Origin of the sequence: Planktothrix paucivesiculata PCC 9631 (assembly GCF_900009265.2) — a bacterium.
GTDB lineage: Bacteria > Cyanobacteriota > Cyanobacteriia > Cyanobacteriales > Microcoleaceae > Planktothrix > Planktothrix paucivesiculata.
The window spans coordinates 111,443-130,495 of the sequence record NZ_LR735013.1 but is presented as its reverse complement, the minus strand read 5'-3'; the positions used below and the strand labels follow the sequence as shown (position 1 = coordinate 130,495).

Genomic DNA, 19,053 nt, shown 5'->3' with positions numbered 1-19,053 from the left:
TTAGGAGCAAGTTCTGTATTCATTACCTTAATTTTGAGCAACTACGCACGGGATGTCAGAAACCGGGTTTCTTCTGAGATATCTAGCGATAAACCTTCATCTTTTTCGTAGAAACCTGTTTTCTTTGTGTAAGTCCTATAGTCAATCATTGATCTAGCTTGCTGGAGATAAGGTTAAAATAATCCGAGTTATAATTTGTTGATTTTCTCCCAGTTCTATTAGGAATTTCCCTGCCATTTTTTCTAACATTTGCTGACAAATTAAAAGCTGTTGACCTGGGGGAGAAGATAGGGGAGAGGGAGCAAGTAAATCGGGAGAATGACCGATTTTTAACTCAAGAATTAGTTGAGGATTGATTATACCATAATCTGTGATCATCAGTTCTAATTGATGGTCATTTAAAGGCTGAGTGATGATCTCAATAATGCCACCGGGTTCAGCGCGATGACAGGTGGTTAGGAGGATTTCATAAAAAACAAGTTCTAGTTTAATATGATCGCCAATAACATTAAAATTTTCCTGTTGTTTAACAACTAATTGGATTTGTTTGTTTCTAATTATAGCATTAATTTTTTCTCGCACCCTTCGCAGTAAATTAGTAATCGGAATAATATCATTTTGATGCTGGAGTCGCCATTGTTCCTGTTTAATTAAAGAACTGGTGGAGGCTAAAGCACTTCCCATTTGACGGAGTAATTGTTGATAGCGTAAATGGGCAAGTTGTGTTTTTTGTGGATCGGTTGATTGAAACGGAGATTGATTTAATTCGTTTAACTGTTTCAGTCCTCCGCCTACGGTTCGATACAATTCTTCTAAGCGTCGTTGTTTATACCAATTCATCCATTGTAATTCTTCATGTTGAGTTGTTAAGACCTCTTGAATTCTGAGATAGCGCCGTGACCAAGAAAACTGCATGATCAAGGAATTAAGCAGAGTTAAAGATAGGCCAGATTCTGTTTGAATTTGCTCAGGATCAGCAACAATCAAAATACCCGTAGGATCGTGTTCAGAAGCGGTATGCAGGGTAGTGACTAAAATTTTATCGACGGTGCTTGTAAACCATTGGCGAGTATAAGCAGATAACTCCTGTACGGGCCACCAAAACATTGTTTTTGTTGATAAAGCGTGTTGAATTAAAGGATCTTTAGCGATAGAAATTAACCGATCTGAGTCAATATAAAATTTTGATTGACGAGCAATACAATGGGCAACTTTTGCTTTTTTGGCTCCTTCTGGCCAGGTTAATAATAGAACTAAAGGACTTTTTAACAATTGGGCTATTTTTTCTGTGAATTGTTGTTCTAGCGGTTGTAATTGCTCAGTTTTTTCTAAGATTGACCAGCCCTTCTCTAAGGCTTGATTAAATTCTTCTTGAGATTTAATTCGTTGATTTAACTTCCATTGACGGAGAATTACGCTTAATTGTTGACCCACAATTTTAACTAATTCCTGTTCGGTTCGATCCCAAGTTCTGGGAGCATCATGACCGATTAATAACCACTCTTGAGGTGTATTGTCTTGTTGATTTTTTTCCGAAGTCAAACAAGAATTAATCGGGCAAAGAATGAGCGATCGCACTCCGGCATCCTTGAGTTGATTGCGCCAAGGTTTTAATTTTTCATCTTCATCATAATTTTCAATTAGCAAAATTTCATTCTCATTTTTTAAAGATTGCCAATCTTGGGAACTCAGAGAATCTAAAGGCGAAAAAATTGCGTTTCTATTTAAAGGATAATATTGATAAATAATCTCAAATTTTGCCGTTTTAAGATGACGTTTAATTAGTAGAAATCGTCCCGTATTTAATCGCTGACATAAAAGATTAGCGGTAGTTTTCAAAGAAAGTTGCCAATCTTGATCATCAACAATAGCACGGGTTACTTTAGCTGTCAGAGACTGATCCAGTTCAGCTTGTCGAATTTTAACTTCCATTTCCGCTAAGGGGGCGGTTAGGGAAATTAATTGCCCCACACCTCGCAAAAATTGTTTTTCATTTTCCTGCCAAATCCTGGGATTTTGACCTTCAACCGCAATAAATCCTAACATTTCTTGATTAAAAAGAATTGGAACTGCTAAGAGGGAACGGGCGCGAATTTTCTCCATTAATCGTTCCGTTGTATCAGCCCTAAGAGAACTATAAGACTCTCCAATTGACACTAAATGATCGGCAATTAAAGCTTGATAAAATTCTCCTAAATCCTGGACTGTCACCCCGGAAGCGGCTTGTTTCATCAAACTCACACTGGGAAGTTTTTGTTGATTACTGGCCCGTCGCCAAAAATAACGCCCTTCTCGATAATACCAATAGACATTGGTGCGGGTGGGTTCAATAAATTCATGGGTTGTTTCCACCGCCACTTCTAAACATCGATCCAAAGTATTTAGAGTTCTAAATTGAGTTAAAAGTTTCAAAAAAGGTTGGTCAGGTCGTTTGGTTTGTTGATACATCCAAGTGGTTTCAATTTGAAATAAAGAAGCAGCCAAGGTTCCTAAAACCATTGAAATTAGTTCTTTTTCCATCGAACTTGGAGAAATTCCCCACTCCGTTGATCCTAATAAAACCACACCAAAACAGCGATCTTTATAGCGCATGGGAAATAAAATTGATCCCTGAATATTAAAGGCTTGGGCAGCTTTTTGCCACTCTCCAGCGCGACTTTCTGATCGTAGGTCGGGAACAACTAAAGGCCGCATTTGAATCACTAACTGTTCAAGTAAATCCCCAGGAGATAAGACAAATCTTTGTTTGATTAACCAATTATCTTCGGTGGGTGTGATTCCGCCTTTTCCGATTAAACGATGATCTAAACGATCATACAAACCAATCCAAATTAAACTATAATCAAACTCAGTTTTTAAATAGTTTAAAATCGTTTCGATTAAAACATCAACATTATCTTCATCTTGTAGGGTTTGGAGAACACGCCCCAAGGTCATGATAGGTTGCTCTAATGCGGTCGATTCTTCAAGCTGACCCATAATAAACTCCCAAATCCTATCTTTTAATTAACATTCAAAATTAAAATTTTAATTAAGATCCTAAACCCGTGCACTTTTCTGGTATAGGGTAGGAGAAATACTCTACCCGTTAGTCTGGTTGATGGTTCTATCTTACCCTTAGTATTTCACCCTTTTACTCAAAAAATAGACTAAATTAAAATCTGGGAATTAAGACATAAGCAGAGGAGACTATTTTGGATATTTACCGCAGCGCCGTTAAACCCCTTTTATTTTATGGACTCAAAATCGATCCAGAATGGGCGCATCATCACGTTTTACAAGTCCTGAGTTGGATTGACCAAAATCAGTCTCAGTCACCGATGAATTGGCTAGAATCTCAACTTAAACCCTCATTCTGTTTACAGGATATCCGTTTACAGCAACAATTGTGGGGTTTAAATTTTGCTAATCCCGTGGGTTTAGCCGCCGGGTTTGATAAGGATGGGGTGGCGGCCGGAATTTGGCAAAGTTTCGGGTTTGGATTTACGGAATTAGGGACTGTCACCCTCCATCCTCAAGCGGGAAATCCTCAACCGAGATTATTTAGATTAGTTGAGGATGAAGCCATTTTAAATCGCATGGGATTTAATAATCAAGGGGCGGAAATCTTGGCGCAACGATTACGGGAAAAACATCAACAAAAATTTATAATTCCCGTTGGAATTAATTTAGGAAAATCTAAAATTACTCCTTTAGAAGCCGCCGCCGAGGATTATTTAGGAAGTTTTAAACTGTTAAAAGACTATGGCGATTATTTTGTGGTGAATGTTTCTTCTCCTAATACCCCCGGATTGCGATCGCTCCAAGATGCGGAACAATTAAGTAAAATTATAGCGGTTTTAAAAACTGAAAATACGGATAATAAACCGATTTTAATTAAAATTGCACCGGATTTAGAATGGGATGCGATCGCCGATGTGGTAAATTTAGCCCAAACCTATGAATTAGCTGGAATTATTGCTACTAATACCACCATCAAACGGGAGGGATTAAAAACCGAATGGCTACCCCAAACCGGAAGTTATATTACCGAAGAAGCAGGCGGAATTAGTGGCGCACCCCTCAAAGAAAGGTCAACGGAAGTGATTCGTTGGATTCATCAAAATACCCAAGGACAACTTCCTATTATTGGAGTTGGCGGAATTTTTACCGCCGATGATGCTTGGGAAAAAATCACCGCAGGCGCTTGTTTAATTCAAGTTTATACAGGTTGGATTTATGAAGGGCCAGGAATGGTAAAAAGAATCTTAGCAGGACTCTTACAGAAATTAGATCAATATGGTTTAAATTCAATTTCTGAAGCCGTTGGTTTCAAACATTAATTAGGGCTTGCTGAAAAAGTAACAGAAAAGGAAACGAATGATTAACTAGCTAATGAAGTCAGACAAGCTCGGTTTTCTCTAGTCCGGTAAATTTTATCTACATGAACTGCCAAACGGATAATAGTCTGTGTATTCTTTAAATGCCTCTATTTGTACTTTTAAATCTGATGATTCGTTAAAATTATCCCAACTAATCCGGTCAAGAAAAATAAATAAAGGGTACAGCATCGCCATACCCTAATATATCAAATCCTAAAATTCAGTAAACAATCCCTGTAGAGACGTTGTATACAACGTCTCTACGGGAATTTATTTGGCTTTGGCAACGTCCATAACTTCATCTAACAACGTGCCAGCTTCTTCCATTTTGCCAATATCAAGAATGGTTTTAATCACCGAGTCAGGATTCAAACTAATTGAATCAATTCCTAACTCCACTAAGAACCGGGCAAACTCAGGATAATCACTGGGCGCTTGACCACAAATCCCAATCTTGCGACCATATTTTTTAGCCGCTTTAATTGCAATAGTGACCATCCGCAGCACGGCTTCATTGCGTTCATCAAAGATATGAGCAACTAACGCAGAATCCCGGTCTAAACCTAATGTTAATTGGGTTAAATCGTTAGACCCAATCGAGAATCCGTCGAACACGGCGGCAAATTCATCGGCAAAAATCACGTTACTGGGAAGTTCACACATCACATAAACTTCTAAACCATTTTCGCCCCGTTTCAGTCCGTGTTTTTCCATTTCTGCTAACACTTTCCGACCTTCATCGGGGGTACGACAGAAGGGAATCATCGGGGTGACATTAGTTAAACCCATTTCGTCCCGAACCCGTTTCAGGGCGACACATTCTAACCCATAGGCTTCGCGGTAGTTGGGGTCGTAGTAACGGGAGGCACCCCGCCAACCAATCATCGGGTTTTCTTCCTTGGGTTCAAACTGACGACCACCTAAGAGGTTAGCGTATTCGTTACTCTTGAAGTCGGACATCCGCACAATCACCGGATTCGGATAGAAGGCTGCGGCAATCATCCCGATACCATGGGCCAGTTTATCGACGAAGAAGTCCGGTTTATGGTCGTAGATTTTGGTCATCTCGGCGATTTCCCGTTTGGCTAACTCATCTTCGAGTTGGTCAAATTTCAACAACGCTAAGGGGTGGGCTTTAATATGGTTAGCAATAATAAACTCCAGCCGCGCTAACCCCACACCATCGCAAGGAATCGAAGACAAACCGAAGGCTTCTTCGGGGTTGCCCACGTTCATTAAAATTTTCGTCCGGGTTTTGGGCAGATTATCGAGAACGGTTTCTTGGATTTCAAAGGGAACTAACCCCTCATAAACCCGACCTTCTTCTCCTTCAGAAGAGGAAACGGTAATTTCTTGGCCGTTTTTAATTACTGAGGTGGCATCACCGCAACCGACAATGGCGGGAATTCCCATTTCCCGGGCAATAATTGCTGCGTGGCAAGTCCGTCCGCCCGCGTTGGTAACGATGGCGCTGGATTTCTTCATAATCGGTTCCCAGTCGGGGTCAGTCTTGTTGGTGACTAACACTTCACCCGCTTGGAATTCATCAATTTTATGGACATCCAGAATCACCCGGGCTTTGCCTTGACCAATCATTTCACCCACGGCCCGACCGCGAGACAGAACCTTACTGGTTCCGAGCAGTTTAAAGTTGCGGAGAACGGAAGCAGATTTCTGGGATTGCACGGTTTCAGGACGGGCTTGGACGATAAATAATTGTCCGGTAATTCCATCTTTTGCCCATTCAATATCCATCGGAGTATAAGTACCCCGGACTTGCGAATAGTGGTTTTCAATAATACAAGCCCACTTCGCCAATTGCAGAATTTCGTCATCAGTAATACAGTATTTATCCCGTTCGGACTGGGGAACTGAGATATTTTTAGTTAATTTAGAACCTCCGATGTCATAGACCATCTTCAGTTCTTTGCTGCCTAAGCGTTTTTCTAAGATGGGACGGAACCCTTGCAGTAAGGTCGGTTTGAATACAAAATATTCATCGGGGTTCACCGTACCTTGAACAATATTTTCTCCTAAACCATAGGCTCCAGTTACTAAGGCGGCATTTTTGAATCCGGTTTCGGTATCAATGGAGAACATCACCCCGGAACAGGCGAGGTCAGACCGTACCATTTTTTGCACACCGACGGACAGGGCCACGTTAAAATGGTCGAAATTTTTAATCGTGCGATAGGAAATTGCCCGGTCGGTGAAAATCGAGGCAAAGCATTTATGGCAGGATTCTAAAACTCCTTCTTCGCCATAAACGTTTAAGTAGGTTTCCTGTTGTCCGGCAAAACTGGCATCGGGTAAATCTTCGGCGGTGGCGGAGGAACGCACAGCAACGTCTACATCATTGGAATAACGTTTGCATTCCTCCTTATATTCGTCGCCAAATTGACTGCAAAAATCGCCGTCCGTGCTGTAGCGTTCGCAGAGTTTTTTATAAGCGCTGGTAATCGCTGCTTCTAATTCGGGTGGAAACGGAGTGTCTAAAATTAAGGAACGAGCCTGTTTCCCGCGTTGTCGCAGGTTGGGCATATCTTCAACGTCGAGGTCTGCAAATAGTTCCCGTAGTTTTTTCTCTAAACCCGCAGACTCAATAAAATAACGATAAGCATAGGCAGTGGTGGCAAATCCATTCGGAACATTAACGCCTTGGGAGGTGAGTTCTCGAATCATTTCGCCCAAGGATGCGTTTTTCCCACCGACTGAGGGAATATCAGAAATTCCCACTTCATCAAACCACAGTACAAAAGCTGTTTCTTTCGCTTCTGAATTTACTGTTTCAGTCGTTGCATAAGTGTTAACCATTTTTAAAATCCTCCAATTGGAATGACTGTTTTATTAACATTCAGTCAATCTTTATTGTTTATTTAAGTTCAAACTTAGATCAGAATGTATTAATCTCTACCTGTACATTCTAAGTTAAGTTTTTCTAAATCATTCTTGAACTTTGCAGTTCTTAAGATTACCTTCTGTTTTTCTCTCTAGGTCTGAACTTTTCTTCTGAACTGAGGGTTTTTTGCCTCTATATTTAAGACTACCACCTTCTATCCCTATTACAATATAGGTTCTTTTTGTTTCCATAGTAACCTAAAGTAAAAGATTATTGCTATCAGGGAGTTATGGGCTATTTTTAAAAAAGATTAAGTTCTCAAAACCTTGAGAATTAACATTAACAAATGTTGCGAAGGAATATGAATAATTGTATCAAAAAAAGCCACACTGACGTTCCACAAGTCAACTGAGTCTAAATACTGGTCTGACTTAATCTGTTATCAGGTTTTATCCCTTTTGGGGGGCGGCTGTCCTGACTCGCCGGAAAAGGCCGAAAATCCCAGAGTGTAAGAAAAATCCAGCATCCTACATTAAATGATTACTGCTTTCCATATTTTCCGTAAACCGTTCAATTACTAATCGTAAAATTGATAATCCTAAAACAATTAAAAACAGAACTAACCCAATGGTACAAGCATAACCTAAATCTAACTGTTGGAAGGCTCGTTCATACAAATAATAAACAATCGTTTTAGAACTATTTCTAGGCCCTCCTTGGGTCATAATATAGACTTCTTCAAATACCTTAGTTGAAGAAATAGCCGAAATTACCCCAACTAAAACCATATAGGGTTTCATCAAAGGTAATGTAATATCCCAATGTTTTTTAAACCCATCCGACCCATCAATACTAGCGGCTTCATACAGTTCTAAGGGAATACTTTGTAATCCTGCTAAATAGATAACCATATAATAGCCTAACCCTTTCCAAATTGTCACCGCCATCACACTAAATAAGGCGACATTGGGACTGGTTAACCAAGGAATAGGCGGAATAGCAATAGCGTTTAAAAGTTGATTGAAAAACCCATTTTCTGCATATAACCATTTCCAAGCAATTCCCGCGACGACCATGGAAATTACAACCGGGACATAATAAGCGGTTCTAAATCCATTCATTCCCCTTAATTTTTGATTAACTAAAATTGCTAAGGTTAGGGGCGCAAACACTAACACAGGAACTACTATGATTAAATACAAAAACGTATTTTTTAAGGTTTCCCAGAATACCTCATCTGTCCATAACCGTTGAAAATTTTTTAACCCAACCCATTCGGGGGGCGTGAGTAAATCGTAACTAAATAAACTCAGATAAAATGCTTGTAATGCTGGCCAGAATACGGTTAAGGTTAGCATTAACAAAGCGGGAAATAAAAATAAATAAGGGGTAAAAACGGGTTTAAACTTTAACATCATTTCCCATTAAATAATAAAGCTCGTTGTTGGGCTTTAACCCTCAAGATTGCGCTTAAGTGCAACAACGAATTATGGTTAGTCGGATTTTAACGTTGTTGGGCTTTAGCCCTCAAGATTGCGCTGAAGCGCAACAACGAATTATGATTAGTCGGATTTTAACTCAGAAAATAAGTCATCCCAATTTCCTGAAAATTGACTATCCGGTTCTGTTTTAACTTCAAATGTCGTATTACAAGCTGAAGGTTGATTTAATACTTGGATACATAATTCCGCCATATCCTCTCGACTCACTTGCCCTTTAATCGTATCACCTTGAGCAAATTTTAAAGCCGAACCTCCGGGTGCTTCTGTTAACGCACAGGGACGAATAATAGTATAGGGAATACCGCTAGAACGAATCACATCTTCTCCTTTTAACTTCCAAGTTAAAATCCCTCCTAATTGTTCGTTTAAACGTACCGCAGGCGGTTCTTCTGCTAAATTTAATCCTGGTTTCCCTGGACGAGTTACCCCCGCCGAACTTACCTGAACAAACCGAGGTAATACCTTCCCACCATAAGCCTTAATAGACTCAATTTCTAATTGAAATAATCCCGGTTGAAATTTAGGATTTAAAGCTCCATCATATTCAAACTTACTCAACATTAACTGGAGGGAAAATACCTGACTAGAATCAAAAGGTTTTCCGTCATTTATAGTTTTAGCTCGAAATACAGGGATTAATTCCGCAAACGGAATTCTAATGGTAATCGGAATATTATAAACCGTATCAAAAGAATAACAATATCCCACACTATCCCAACCATCATTACAGCGAATAATAAATTTATATCGTTTTCCATCCCCCTTAACTCGTAACTCAATTCCCTGATAGTCTGATAAATCTAAACCGGGTTCAAAATTGCGAGTTCTCACCGAAACAAATCCCCCAGAGTTAGCCGTTGAAACATATCCGCTAAACAATCCACCATCGGGGGTTAATTTTAACGAACTTTCACTAATACCCCCCATGACAATATCATCTAATGCTCCCCAAATTTCCTTAATCTCCTCCGTGGGTTTGGTAAAATCAAACAAAATTTTATCCCCAGCTTTCTTGAGAGTTACAGGTAAAGCATGAATTAAATTTTGGATGCCTTGATATTCTACTAATTCCGGCACATCAACCACTTCGGGTAAATAAAACTTAATTCCTTGATAATATTTTTCTCGGTTGGGAGTATCTCCCTCCACGGGTTGAACTTTAGTTCCACTACAACAAATAATCGTGGTAACATCTTGAAAAATGGCTGGAGTTAAGGTTTTGGGAATTGTTAAATCCGCTTCAATTAATTCTACCGTATCCCCTAATATTGTTCTAGCTCTTTTAATATCTCTCACCAAACAACGCAGGGTTATTCCCCTTTGTTGTAAGCGTTTTACTACCCGTTTTCCCACACCTCCCGTCGCCCCAACTACTAATATAATATTGGGTTTCTGTTGCGGTTGTTTTTTCCCTATTCCCAATAAATTTTGAATCCAACTAATATTACCAATAAAAGGAATAACCCCAAAATAAGCCAGGGTTTTGAGAAACCGCCCCCCATCCCATTGTCCTTTTTGTTGCTCTACCATTGCCTTCTCCCGATAATTTTGTTAAAGGAGTATTCCTATAGATATAAGATATATAACCAATTTAATGGTAACAGAAGAAAGCCAAAATTGCTCAAGGTCTGTGAAATCGTCAATCCTTAAAATTATGGCCTTTCCCTTCCCCAAGTAGAAATATCTGTGTTAAGGTATCTGTTGATTGCATATAAACAAAAACCATGGAAAATATCGATTTAGAAACCGCGATCCCCGTCGGACTCGCCTTAGTGATTGTTGTCGGTAGTTTTTTGATGATGTTTACTAATTTTTGGACAACTAAGAAACGATAGCCATTAAAAAGGCTATAATTGAAAAGTCCAAACTATAAAAAATATTTCATCTCTAGCTATTCTCAAAAACCAGAGTTTTGATCATGATAGATTTAACTACACTTGCTGAATTTTCTCGAAATAATTGTTTAGGAATTTGTGCGTTTTTAATCCCGTTTAATTTATTGGCTACCTTACAAACCTTAATTTTTATCGGTCTAAATCGTCCATCTTCTCAAATCCTGTTAATTTCTGGGTTTGCTAGTTTATATTCGGGATTGATGGTGCTGCACGTTTTCAGTTGGTTTATGATTGGTGTGGTGATGATTCCTACTTATATTCTATTATCCCTGGGAACAACCTGTTTAGTGATTAATATTTGGGCGATTAAATCCCCTAATAATTTAAAATATTTTATCAAAAAAACAGTTTCATTGGCTCAAAAAATAATGAGCAAATTCCAGAATCCAGCCTTTAACTAAGTCTATGGAATCTTCTGAAACCATATCCCCCAAAGTCCTATCTTCTGGATGGTTACGACGGGTTCACCATATTGCGTTAAATGTTGTTAACTTACAAAATTCTCGATATTTTTATGGTACGATATTAGGGTTACACGAATTAGTTGGGGATGAAGTTCCCACTACCTTAAAATCCTTAGTGGAAGCCGGGAAAGTCGCTAATTTTGTCACCCCCGATGGCACAGTTATTGACCTGTTTTCCGAACCCGAATTAACTCCACCTAATCGAGATCCCAAAACAGCATTCACCCGGGTCAATCATCTGGCTTTTGATATTGCGCCAGAATATTTTGATCAGGCTGTGGAAGTATTGCGATCGCATAGTACATCCCATTCAATTATCATCGATCATGGCCCCGTTACTCGCCCCACCGGACGCGGAATTTATTTCTACGACCCCGATGGTTTCATGATCGAAATTCGCTGTGACCCCCCATAAAACCCATTACCCTGTTACTGAGCGAAGTCGAAGTATTACCAATTCGTAATTCGTAATTCGTAATTCGTAATTCGTAATTCCCCAATAAAAAAGACCAGCGCAAAATCTCAATCGCTGGTCTTAATTTATGGATACCGTTGTTGTTTCGATTTGAAGATACCTAAACGCTGCGTTCTACATCAGCCTGCGGGTAGAAATTTTCAAATCTCACGTTAACTATTGTATCAAAGGTTACTCATTTTTTTTACAAGAATTTAACTTGAGGCGGTACGAGTCAACAATTAACCCCGATTAGCTTGTTGAACTTGTTGATCATACATCGAGCGTAACACCCGACCGGGATCAACCCAACGGCCATTATGCTTTAAGCCCCAGTGTAGGTGGGGGCCACTGGTTCGTCCTGTCATCCCGACCCGAGCAATTCTCGTCCCGGAGGAAATCTGTTGACCTTCCCAAAGTTGAATCCCCCCCGGTCGGTCAATAAAATAAGTCCCTTGAGCGTTTTTTTCCACACTCCCTTGAACATGACAATAAATATGTTCCCATTGACCAGACTGGATGGCAATGCCCGTACCACAACGGTCATCTTGCCAAACTTCCACCACCTGACCCTGCCACCAACTGCGAATATAACTGCCTTGGGGGGCTGCCAAATCTAAACCATAGTGAAACCCCGACCCCCGATACCCAAACGGGGAGGTGTATTCCTGAAACCCCTCAACGGGAAAAGAAGCTCCCGACCAGTTTAAACCCGTTGCTACCTCAGAATTTTGAGCTTTGGCGAACTGTTGTTTCCATCCCAGTCCCCCAAAACCCAGACCGATTAATCCTGCCAGTAAAATAAGATTACCTGGGCGTAGTAATTTAGACTTTGCCATTTGTGACTTTACTCCTCGATCACCAAAAGGGTTTATTAGTGGGATTTTTTATAATTAATTTTTCAGCACACCGGAGGCGGGTATCGGGATGTATTGTACTAGATTTTGGTTAATTGTTAACACTCTCCCACCTTAAAATAATGGGAAAGTGTTCAAATAGATGACTATTGATTAAGCGTTAGTCCCTTTGCCAAAGAATTTCGGCGGTTCAGCTAAGGTATAAATTTCGGTTTCGGCGTCGATCGCAGCCCGTAAATGTTTAGGAGTTTGTAACATTCCTAACATCGTTATCCCATCAAACATCCGTAGCCCTCCGGTGGTTTGCTCTTGTAAAACCTTATCAACATTTTCCGGTTCAGGGCGGGTATTAATCGGTTGGGCAGAAACGATAATAAAACTCCAGGGACTTCCGTAAGTAGAAATATAACTGGTATAGGAGTGAACATGGGGAAAAACCGTTTTCAGGGTATTCACCAGGCGGACGTGCAGTTTCATCTCATTCGGGGAAACCGGGCCAGCTTGAATCACCCCATAGCCCTCGGGGGTTAAGATTTGACGAATTTTTTCAAAATATTCTTTGGTAAACAGTTTAAAGGATGGCCCATCTTCAATCGGATCGGATAAATCAGAAATCACAATATCCCATTTTTCCTGAGTCTGATCTAAAAAGTCGATGGCATCCCCAATAATTAATTGGGTGCGAGGGTCATCAAAGGCATTTTCGTGCATTTCTGGGAGATATTCTTTGCAGGCTTCGACCACATCCCCATCTAAGTCAATCATGGCCACGGATTCAATGGTTTTCCAGCGTAAAACCTCCCGAATGGTCGCCCCTTCTCCGCCGCCCAAAACCGCAACTTTTTTGGGAGACCCATGATAGACCGAGGCGACATGAACTAAGGGTTCATGATAGAGAAATTCATCTCCGGTACAAGATTGCCATTTGCCATCGAGAACTAAGGCTTTTCCATAGGCGCCGGTTTCCACCACATACATATCTTGATAGGGGGTTTTTTTATAAGCTAATACCTTGGTAATTCCATGAACATAAATATCCCAAGGTGTGATATACTCACTCACCCAAAAATCAGCTTTTAATTCGCTACCCGACATAATTACTTCTCCTTAAAAAATACAGATCCAATGTTCTAGGGTAGAGCATTCTGGATCTGCCACAAAATGTTAAAGTGGCTTAACTTAACCTTAATCTTATACTTACTAATAAGTCTCTAATTAGCAACCCTTGTTCGTTTCCGCCAAATTGTATAAGGAATAGATACAAAGGCGGCAATTAAGGCATAGGTAATCAGCGAATCAATAATCCCACCTTTGATATAATCGAGATTGGGAAAATTCAGGCTGACCAATAGAATTGCTAAACCCCCATTGCGGGTCGCCGTTGCATAGGCCAGAACCGTTTGAGTTTCGGGTTGGGGGCCACCCAAGAAATGACCACAGGCCAGGGAAGCAATCGAGAGAAAAGCCATCGCCAAGTAAGCCCAAAATCCAGCATTCAGAACTTTTTCTAGGGTGACGGCGAGCAGAAGAATTACAACCAGCAAAAGCATCAATTTCGCAATTTTGGTTACGGGCTCCACCAAATCCTCTGCAAGTTTGGGGGCATATTGAGCCAGTAAAACCCCAATTCCCATGGGCAACACCTGAGCAAAAAAGATTTGTTTGGCAATTTCTTGGGGTGACAACCAGGCTTCATTGGGGGAGAACTGAGCCAAAATCAGAGCCGTTAAGGGAATACTAATAATTGCCAGAATGCACACCGTAAACTGTAAGCTGGCGACAAATTTGGCATTTCCCCCCGCTTGTAGGCTTTTAAACGGAATCATCGGCGCACCGGGACAAGTAATCATCGCCCAAATCCCAATGTGTTGTGCCACGGTCAACCCCGGAATCAGCATGGTTAATGCCCCTAATAAGGGCACGGCAATAAATACTGAAACTAGCGATCGCAGCAGGAGAGAAGGTTGCTGACCCAACCAGATCACATCCTCAAACCTCCAGCGAATGGCCATCGAAAACATCAGAGCAAAGATGGTTAGTTTGGCATAATTGATAAATATTGTCCTAACTACGGCAAGGGTGGGGTTAACGGGTACAGTTTGGTCAGAGATCCCCGGAACTTTTTGGGCAACCTCAACCTGATTACTCCCCTGGCGGTAGACCACCGTTTCCCCCTTCAAAATCGTTAACTCCGAAGCACCCAGCGGATTAATCACGACGATATATTTTTGGTTATTGATCGCCGCAACGTATTTAATCGGATCTTTTTGGGGATTTTTAGCCCGAGTAATTGAAACTGGGATTTTTTTAAGGGTTAGAGTTTTATTTTCCCTGTCATAGATATTGATATAAGCCTTGTTTCCTTCTCGAAACACCCTCACCGCATAACGGTCATTTTGAAACAACAAAGCTGTATCGGCCGTTGGGATGTCAGAGGGGGCACTGGGGGAAGGTTGCTCCGAAGTTGGCACCTGGGCTATTAACTCCTGACCATAGACTGTTTGATTCATGGCTGAATCAGGATTAGTTATGGCAAAGGATGCAGAGTGCAGTGTCACGGTCAGAATCACCGTGAAAACTGCCAGAACACCGATCAGAAAAGCTCGGCTGGAAATTCTTTGAGAAATCGGATGGGGTTTTAATGGAAACATAAATGAACTGTCCCGGATAATAAGGAGAAAAAGTATCTGCCGATACAATTTGTTGGGATAATAAATAATGAAAACCCTGATTTGGTTAGATTATAACCTTGCGTAATCACCCCGAATAAAATTGCATCATTCTTTGGGCTTAATATTGTTTCCCAATGTGAAGTTAAAATGTATTTAGGATAGATTTGTTTGACTAAATTTTGTACCGTGGGAGATCCGTACCGTATTTAGGTTTTTTTGTCAATTCTGATTAACCCCAAAGCAACTATACTCTCAGTAATGAAGATTTTCTCAACATTTTAAATAGTTTTATAAAAGTAAAATAAGGGGTTGAGTAAATCTCTATCTTCAACTAGATGAAATAATGCTTCACCAGATGGTATAAAAAGAGTCCTGTTTCCTAATCACCCAGGAGTCAAGATCGCCTTTTATCGCCCGAATCAACCTTTGGGCTTTAGCGCAAAACCTTCCTCTTGAAATCAGTCTAAACTTTCCTTGACTTTTAGTTAATCATCAACAGAATGTTGCATAATAAAAAACGACAAGTAAATTCTGCCTTACTGCCACCATGAATACTAAGACCGTAAACTATGCTCCTATGGCTCCCGTGTCTTATTGGGATGCACAATTATACGATAGTCACCATAGCTTTGTCTCAAATTTAGCTGTGGATCTCTTGGAATTGCTTGATCCCCGTATAGGAGAACACATTCTCGATCTCGGTTGTGGTACAGGTCACTTGAGTTACAAAATTACAAACACGGGGGCCGAAGTTACGGGGATTGATCATGCTTCAACCATGATTAAACGAGCCAGCCAAACCTATCCCGGTCTAAATTTTTTGGTCATAGATGCCTCTAAATTAGCCTGGAAAGAACAATTTGATGCGGTATTTTCCAATGCGGTTTTACATTGGATTAAACAACCGGAAAAAGTCATTTCTGGAGTTTATCGAGCATTGAAACCCGGGGGACGTTTTGTAGCAGAATTCGGCGGGAAAGGCAATATTGATACAATTATTACAGCAATTGATCAGGCTTTAGATGCTGCGGGATACCCCAAAAATAAAACCCTGAATCCCTGGTATTATCCGAGTATTAGTGAATATGGAATGCTTTTAGAAACCCAAGGATTTGAGTTAAAGCTGGCAACCTTGGTGGAGCGTCCGACTCCATTAACTAATGGAGAAAAAGGCTTAAATAATTGGTTGAGAATGTTTGCTGGAGACTTTTTTCAAGGAATTTCAGTATCAGACCAACTACATATTATGAACGATATCGAAACTCGCCTCCGTCCCAAATTATTCAAAAATGGGACTTGGATGGCTGACTATAAGCGAATTCGGATTGTAGCTAATAAAATTAACTAATACATTCAAGGGGAAAAGGGCATCTTCTAATCAGTTTTATCCCTTTTCCCATCGTTAATTAGTTCGTCTTAATTACCCCTACAATCACGATGGGAAATTTATATATTCGCCCAACCAGAATAGATTTACTCAGGAAAATCCGGTAAAATCCAAGTGGGAGGCTGCATTCTTTTCTTCCGCATCGCTTCCTCCGCCATTTCTAACATTTGGTCTAAGGATGTGTTGTTAATAAAGTTCTCCGTTTCTGGGATATATTCTCGATTGGGGCATTTATCCCCCAAAACACAGCCATTTATACAGGCTTCTGCACAGTTAATGGATGTTTCCATGGGTTTCTCCTCTGTTGCGTTATCGGTCTTAGATTTGGAATGGGTTCGAGTTTCTCAACATCAAAAATTTTAACGTGAGTTGAATCAAAAAATCGATAAAATTAAGTTCAACTGGGTAGACCCGTTAAGACTGGTGAATTTTAGTAAAAAATCTATGAATAATTTTATCCAACGGCTAAAAAATTTACCCTGGTCGTCTTTGTTACAAACTGTTGCCTTGACTTATTTAATAGTGGCGATCGCAGAGGTTTTGACCCTCTGGGTCATCACTCAATCTCCAGCATTCAAACAAATTATGCTGCTTTTATTGACTCCTCCCCTGGGGATGTTGATTTTATTTGCCGTAGGGGTGGGAGTGGGAGTCTTATCAATTTATTTAATCGAAATTCAGCCCTCTAAAGTTTTCCTCAACGTCCCGTGTTTATGGGCATTATTTATTGGTTTATTAATTGTTTTATTCCTGTATAAATCTATATTTACTCCTGTGATTTTCCTCAGTACCTCTCAAATTACCACCATGGGAATTTTAATCGGTCTATTTTGGAAAGGGAGACCCTATTGGCGTTGACTTTTCTCCAAACCAATAACTCCCGATTTTCTGCTTCAGGATGCCACTTCATCCCAAATTTTCGCCAGATTAGTTCACGCGACTACTTGACAAAAATCTCGATTTAGGAGACAATGCCCTTATGGCTAACATGAGCATACACTTGACTTTTTAATCAACGTAGCAACTCACTCAATATAGCAACCCCCTAAAAGTCAACTATTTCGCCACAATCCTTAATCCTTCTCGATAATGAGCGATCGCTGTAATCACAGCAACGGAAAAATAAAACATCCGAATTCCCCAAAAACAAACCCCCATAATAATTGTAATTAAAGTCGGGGGAATCCCACTCACCCGCACAAATTTAGAGTTAACTTGTTGTTCCAAACGTTCCAATTCCTGCATTTGAAGTTGTCGCGTCGGAACCATTGGAAATTGTCCGGTATATAAATAAAACCCGAAAACCCCCTCCTGATTAATTCTACGTTTGAGAAAAGAATCGGCTACCGTTTGCGCTTGGGGAAAGGAAAGATCATCATCCTGAGCAATATCCCCCACCCAAAGATTGTATTTAACCACTTGAGGAACTGCTAAAATAATGGGAATTAAAATAATTAGAAAAACCGTACTAATTTTTTTAGCATCTGGAGTTGGTAACAAACCCGTTGCGACTCCTAATCCCATCCCCAAAATCGCAAACACTAAAATATTCAGTAAATCAATAATTTCTAAACCCCTGAGTAAATCGCCAAACATAAAAATGGGGTAAACAAATCTATGGGCGAGCTTCAGGACTAAAACCTTAATGGCGATCGCCACGACCGTCAAGACCAATGCAGAGAAAACAAACATGAAAGCGCTGATGACATAAATCGTAATGCGCTTTAGTAGTTTGGGTAAATTCATTAAAGAGACTTAAAAGGTTAAGGGGGACTCGGGGATTGGGTTAGGGACTGTTGAGCGAGTTGGGTGATTTGGGCGATCGCCAACTCAGAAGGTAAGGGCTGACCCTGAGTATGTAACCATAACAAATACTCAATATTTCCGGCGGGGCCTTGAATCGGCGACCAAGTTAAATCTCGATATTGCCATCCCAAGGACATCGCAGCAGAACCCACTTGAAAGATAGCACGGGCGTGATCCTTAGAATCTCGGACAACTCCCTTTTTACCCACCCGTTCCCTACCCACTTCAAATTGAGGTTTTATTAACAGTACCACTTCCCGATTCGGCTTTAACAATTGCCACAACGCGGGCAAGATTTTGGTTAAAGAAATAAACGAAACATCCACAACGGCAAAATCAGGATAATTTTCCGGTGGATGGGTTTCTCCATACAATTGATCGGGGGTTAAATAGCGCAGGTTTGTCCGTTCTTTTAAAACCACCCGAGGATCATTTCTAATTCCCCAGTCTACTTGTCCATAACCCACATCAACGCCATAAACTTTTTGAGCTCCGGCTTTTAATAAACAATCGGTAAATCCTCCGGTGGAAATTCCTCCATCTAAACAGATGCGATCGCTCACCTCAATTTTAAATTCTTTCAAGGCTTTAGCGACTTTTTCTCCTCCTCGGGAGACAAAAGGCGATCGCTGTTTAACCTGAATTTTAGCTTCTACATTAACTTCTGTTCCCGGTTTATCAATCATTTGTTGATTGACTAAAACTTCCCCCGCCTGGATCAGTCTTTGAGCTTGCTGGCGGGAGTCACATAAATTCCGGTCTACTAATAAGGTATCGAGTCGTTGTTTCACAGGGAAGGGGGAGTAGGGGAGGCGG

The 19,053-nt window shown here is 40.5% G+C and carries 15 protein-coding genes and 1 pseudogene; 5 read left to right on the top strand and 11 right to left on the bottom strand.

What is annotated here, in order from left to right; translation table 11 throughout:
• Positions 1 to 153: 153 nt before the first annotated feature.
• Positions 154 to 2,979 carry a sensor histidine kinase gene (locus PL9631_RS11045; RefSeq protein WP_083620210.1) on the bottom strand — a complete coding sequence of 942 codons (2,826 nt, stop codon included), beginning with the start codon at positions 2,977 to 2,979 and terminating at the stop codon, positions 154 to 156.
• 215 nt (positions 2,980 to 3,194) lie between these two features.
• Here PL9631_RS11045 and PL9631_RS11040 point away from each other — a divergent pair, with 215 nt between their 5' ends.
• Entirely contained in the window at positions 3,195 to 4,322 is a 1,128-nt protein-coding gene (locus PL9631_RS11040; RefSeq protein ID WP_083620207.1) for a quinone-dependent dihydroorotate dehydrogenase, read from the top strand.
• Between the two features lie 65 nt (positions 4,323 to 4,387).
• On the opposite strand, the pseudogene PL9631_RS11035 reads toward PL9631_RS11040, so the two are convergent.
• The 4 genes and pseudogenes from PL9631_RS11035 to PL9631_RS11020 all read right to left on the bottom strand — a co-directional run.
• A pseudogene (locus PL9631_RS11035) lies at positions 4,388 to 4,535 on the bottom strand (IS5/IS1182 family transposase); the annotation flags it as partial.
• A gap of 96 nt (positions 4,536 to 4,631) precedes the next feature.
• Positions 4,632 to 7,175, bottom strand: a complete 2,544-nt coding sequence (ppsA, locus tag PL9631_RS11030) for a phosphoenolpyruvate synthase (RefSeq protein WP_083620205.1) — start codon at positions 7,173 to 7,175, stop codon at positions 4,632 to 4,634.
• A 552-nt stretch (positions 7,176 to 7,727) separates the two neighbouring features.
• Complete coding sequence (locus PL9631_RS11025) at positions 7,728 to 8,618, bottom strand: carbohydrate ABC transporter permease (protein ID WP_083620202.1); 891 nt, start codon at positions 8,616 to 8,618, stop codon at positions 7,728 to 7,730.
• A gap of 144 nt (positions 8,619 to 8,762) precedes the next feature.
• Positions 8,763 to 10,232 carry a CIA30 family protein gene (locus PL9631_RS11020; RefSeq protein ID WP_083620200.1) on the bottom strand — a complete coding sequence of 490 codons (1,470 nt, stop codon included), beginning with the start codon at positions 10,230 to 10,232 and terminating at the stop codon, positions 8,763 to 8,765.
• Positions 10,233 to 10,620: 388 nt separating this feature from the next.
• Between PL9631_RS11020 and PL9631_RS11015 the strand changes: the two genes are divergently transcribed.
• Positions 10,621 to 10,998, top strand: coding sequence for a hypothetical protein (locus PL9631_RS11015; RefSeq protein ID WP_083620197.1), 378 nt, complete (start codon positions 10,621 to 10,623; stop codon positions 10,996 to 10,998).
• Positions 10,999 to 11,002: 4 nt separating this feature from the next.
• Complete coding sequence (locus tag PL9631_RS11010) at positions 11,003 to 11,476, top strand: VOC family protein (protein ID WP_083620194.1); 474 nt, start codon at positions 11,003 to 11,005, stop codon at positions 11,474 to 11,476.
• Between the two features lie 281 nt (positions 11,477 to 11,757).
• Here the strand turns inward: PL9631_RS11010 and PL9631_RS11005 are convergent, their stop codons facing one another.
• The 3 genes from PL9631_RS11005 to PL9631_RS10995 form a co-directional block, all read right to left on the bottom strand.
• Positions 11,758 to 12,354, bottom strand: coding sequence for a M23 family metallopeptidase (locus PL9631_RS11005; RefSeq protein ID WP_083620192.1), 597 nt, complete (start codon positions 12,352 to 12,354; stop codon positions 11,758 to 11,760).
• A gap of 171 nt (positions 12,355 to 12,525) precedes the next feature.
• The gene (locus PL9631_RS11000; protein ID WP_083620189.1) at positions 12,526 to 13,467 is read right to left on the bottom strand and encodes a spermine/spermidine synthase domain-containing protein; all 942 of its coding nucleotides are present in this window, start codon (positions 13,465 to 13,467) and stop codon (positions 12,526 to 12,528) included.
• 116 nt (positions 13,468 to 13,583) lie between these two features.
• Complete coding sequence (locus tag PL9631_RS10995; RefSeq protein ID WP_083620187.1) at positions 13,584 to 15,023, bottom strand: bile acid:sodium symporter family protein; 1,440 nt, start codon at positions 15,021 to 15,023, stop codon at positions 13,584 to 13,586.
• A 598-nt stretch (positions 15,024 to 15,621) separates the two neighbouring features.
• Here PL9631_RS10995 and PL9631_RS10990 point away from each other — a divergent pair.
• Positions 15,622 to 16,392, top strand: coding sequence for a class I SAM-dependent methyltransferase (locus PL9631_RS10990; RefSeq protein WP_231516702.1), 771 nt, complete (start codon positions 15,622 to 15,624; stop codon positions 16,390 to 16,392).
• 125 nt (positions 16,393 to 16,517) lie between these two features.
• Here the strand turns inward: PL9631_RS10990 and PL9631_RS10985 are convergent, their stop codons facing one another.
• Positions 16,518 to 16,721 (bottom strand): hypothetical protein, encoded by a 204-nt coding sequence (locus PL9631_RS10985; protein ID WP_083620181.1) that lies wholly within the window; start codon positions 16,719 to 16,721, stop codon positions 16,518 to 16,520.
• A 154-nt stretch (positions 16,722 to 16,875) separates the two neighbouring features.
• Here PL9631_RS10985 and PL9631_RS10980 point away from each other — a divergent pair, with 154 nt between their 5' ends.
• Positions 16,876 to 17,289, top strand: coding sequence for a peptide chain release factor 1 (locus tag PL9631_RS10980; RefSeq protein WP_156090521.1), 414 nt, complete (start codon positions 16,876 to 16,878; stop codon positions 17,287 to 17,289).
• A 198-nt stretch (positions 17,290 to 17,487) separates the two neighbouring features.
• On the opposite strand, the gene PL9631_RS10975 is transcribed toward PL9631_RS10980, so the two are convergent.
• Entirely contained in the window at positions 17,488 to 18,177 is a 690-nt protein-coding gene (locus tag PL9631_RS10975) for a hypothetical protein (protein WP_083620176.1), read from the bottom strand.
• Positions 18,178 to 18,194: 17 nt separating this feature from the next.
• Complete coding sequence (locus tag PL9631_RS10970; protein WP_083620173.1) at positions 18,195 to 19,028, bottom strand: TlyA family RNA methyltransferase; 834 nt, start codon at positions 19,026 to 19,028, stop codon at positions 18,195 to 18,197.
• Positions 19,029 to 19,053: the final 25 nt, after the last annotated feature.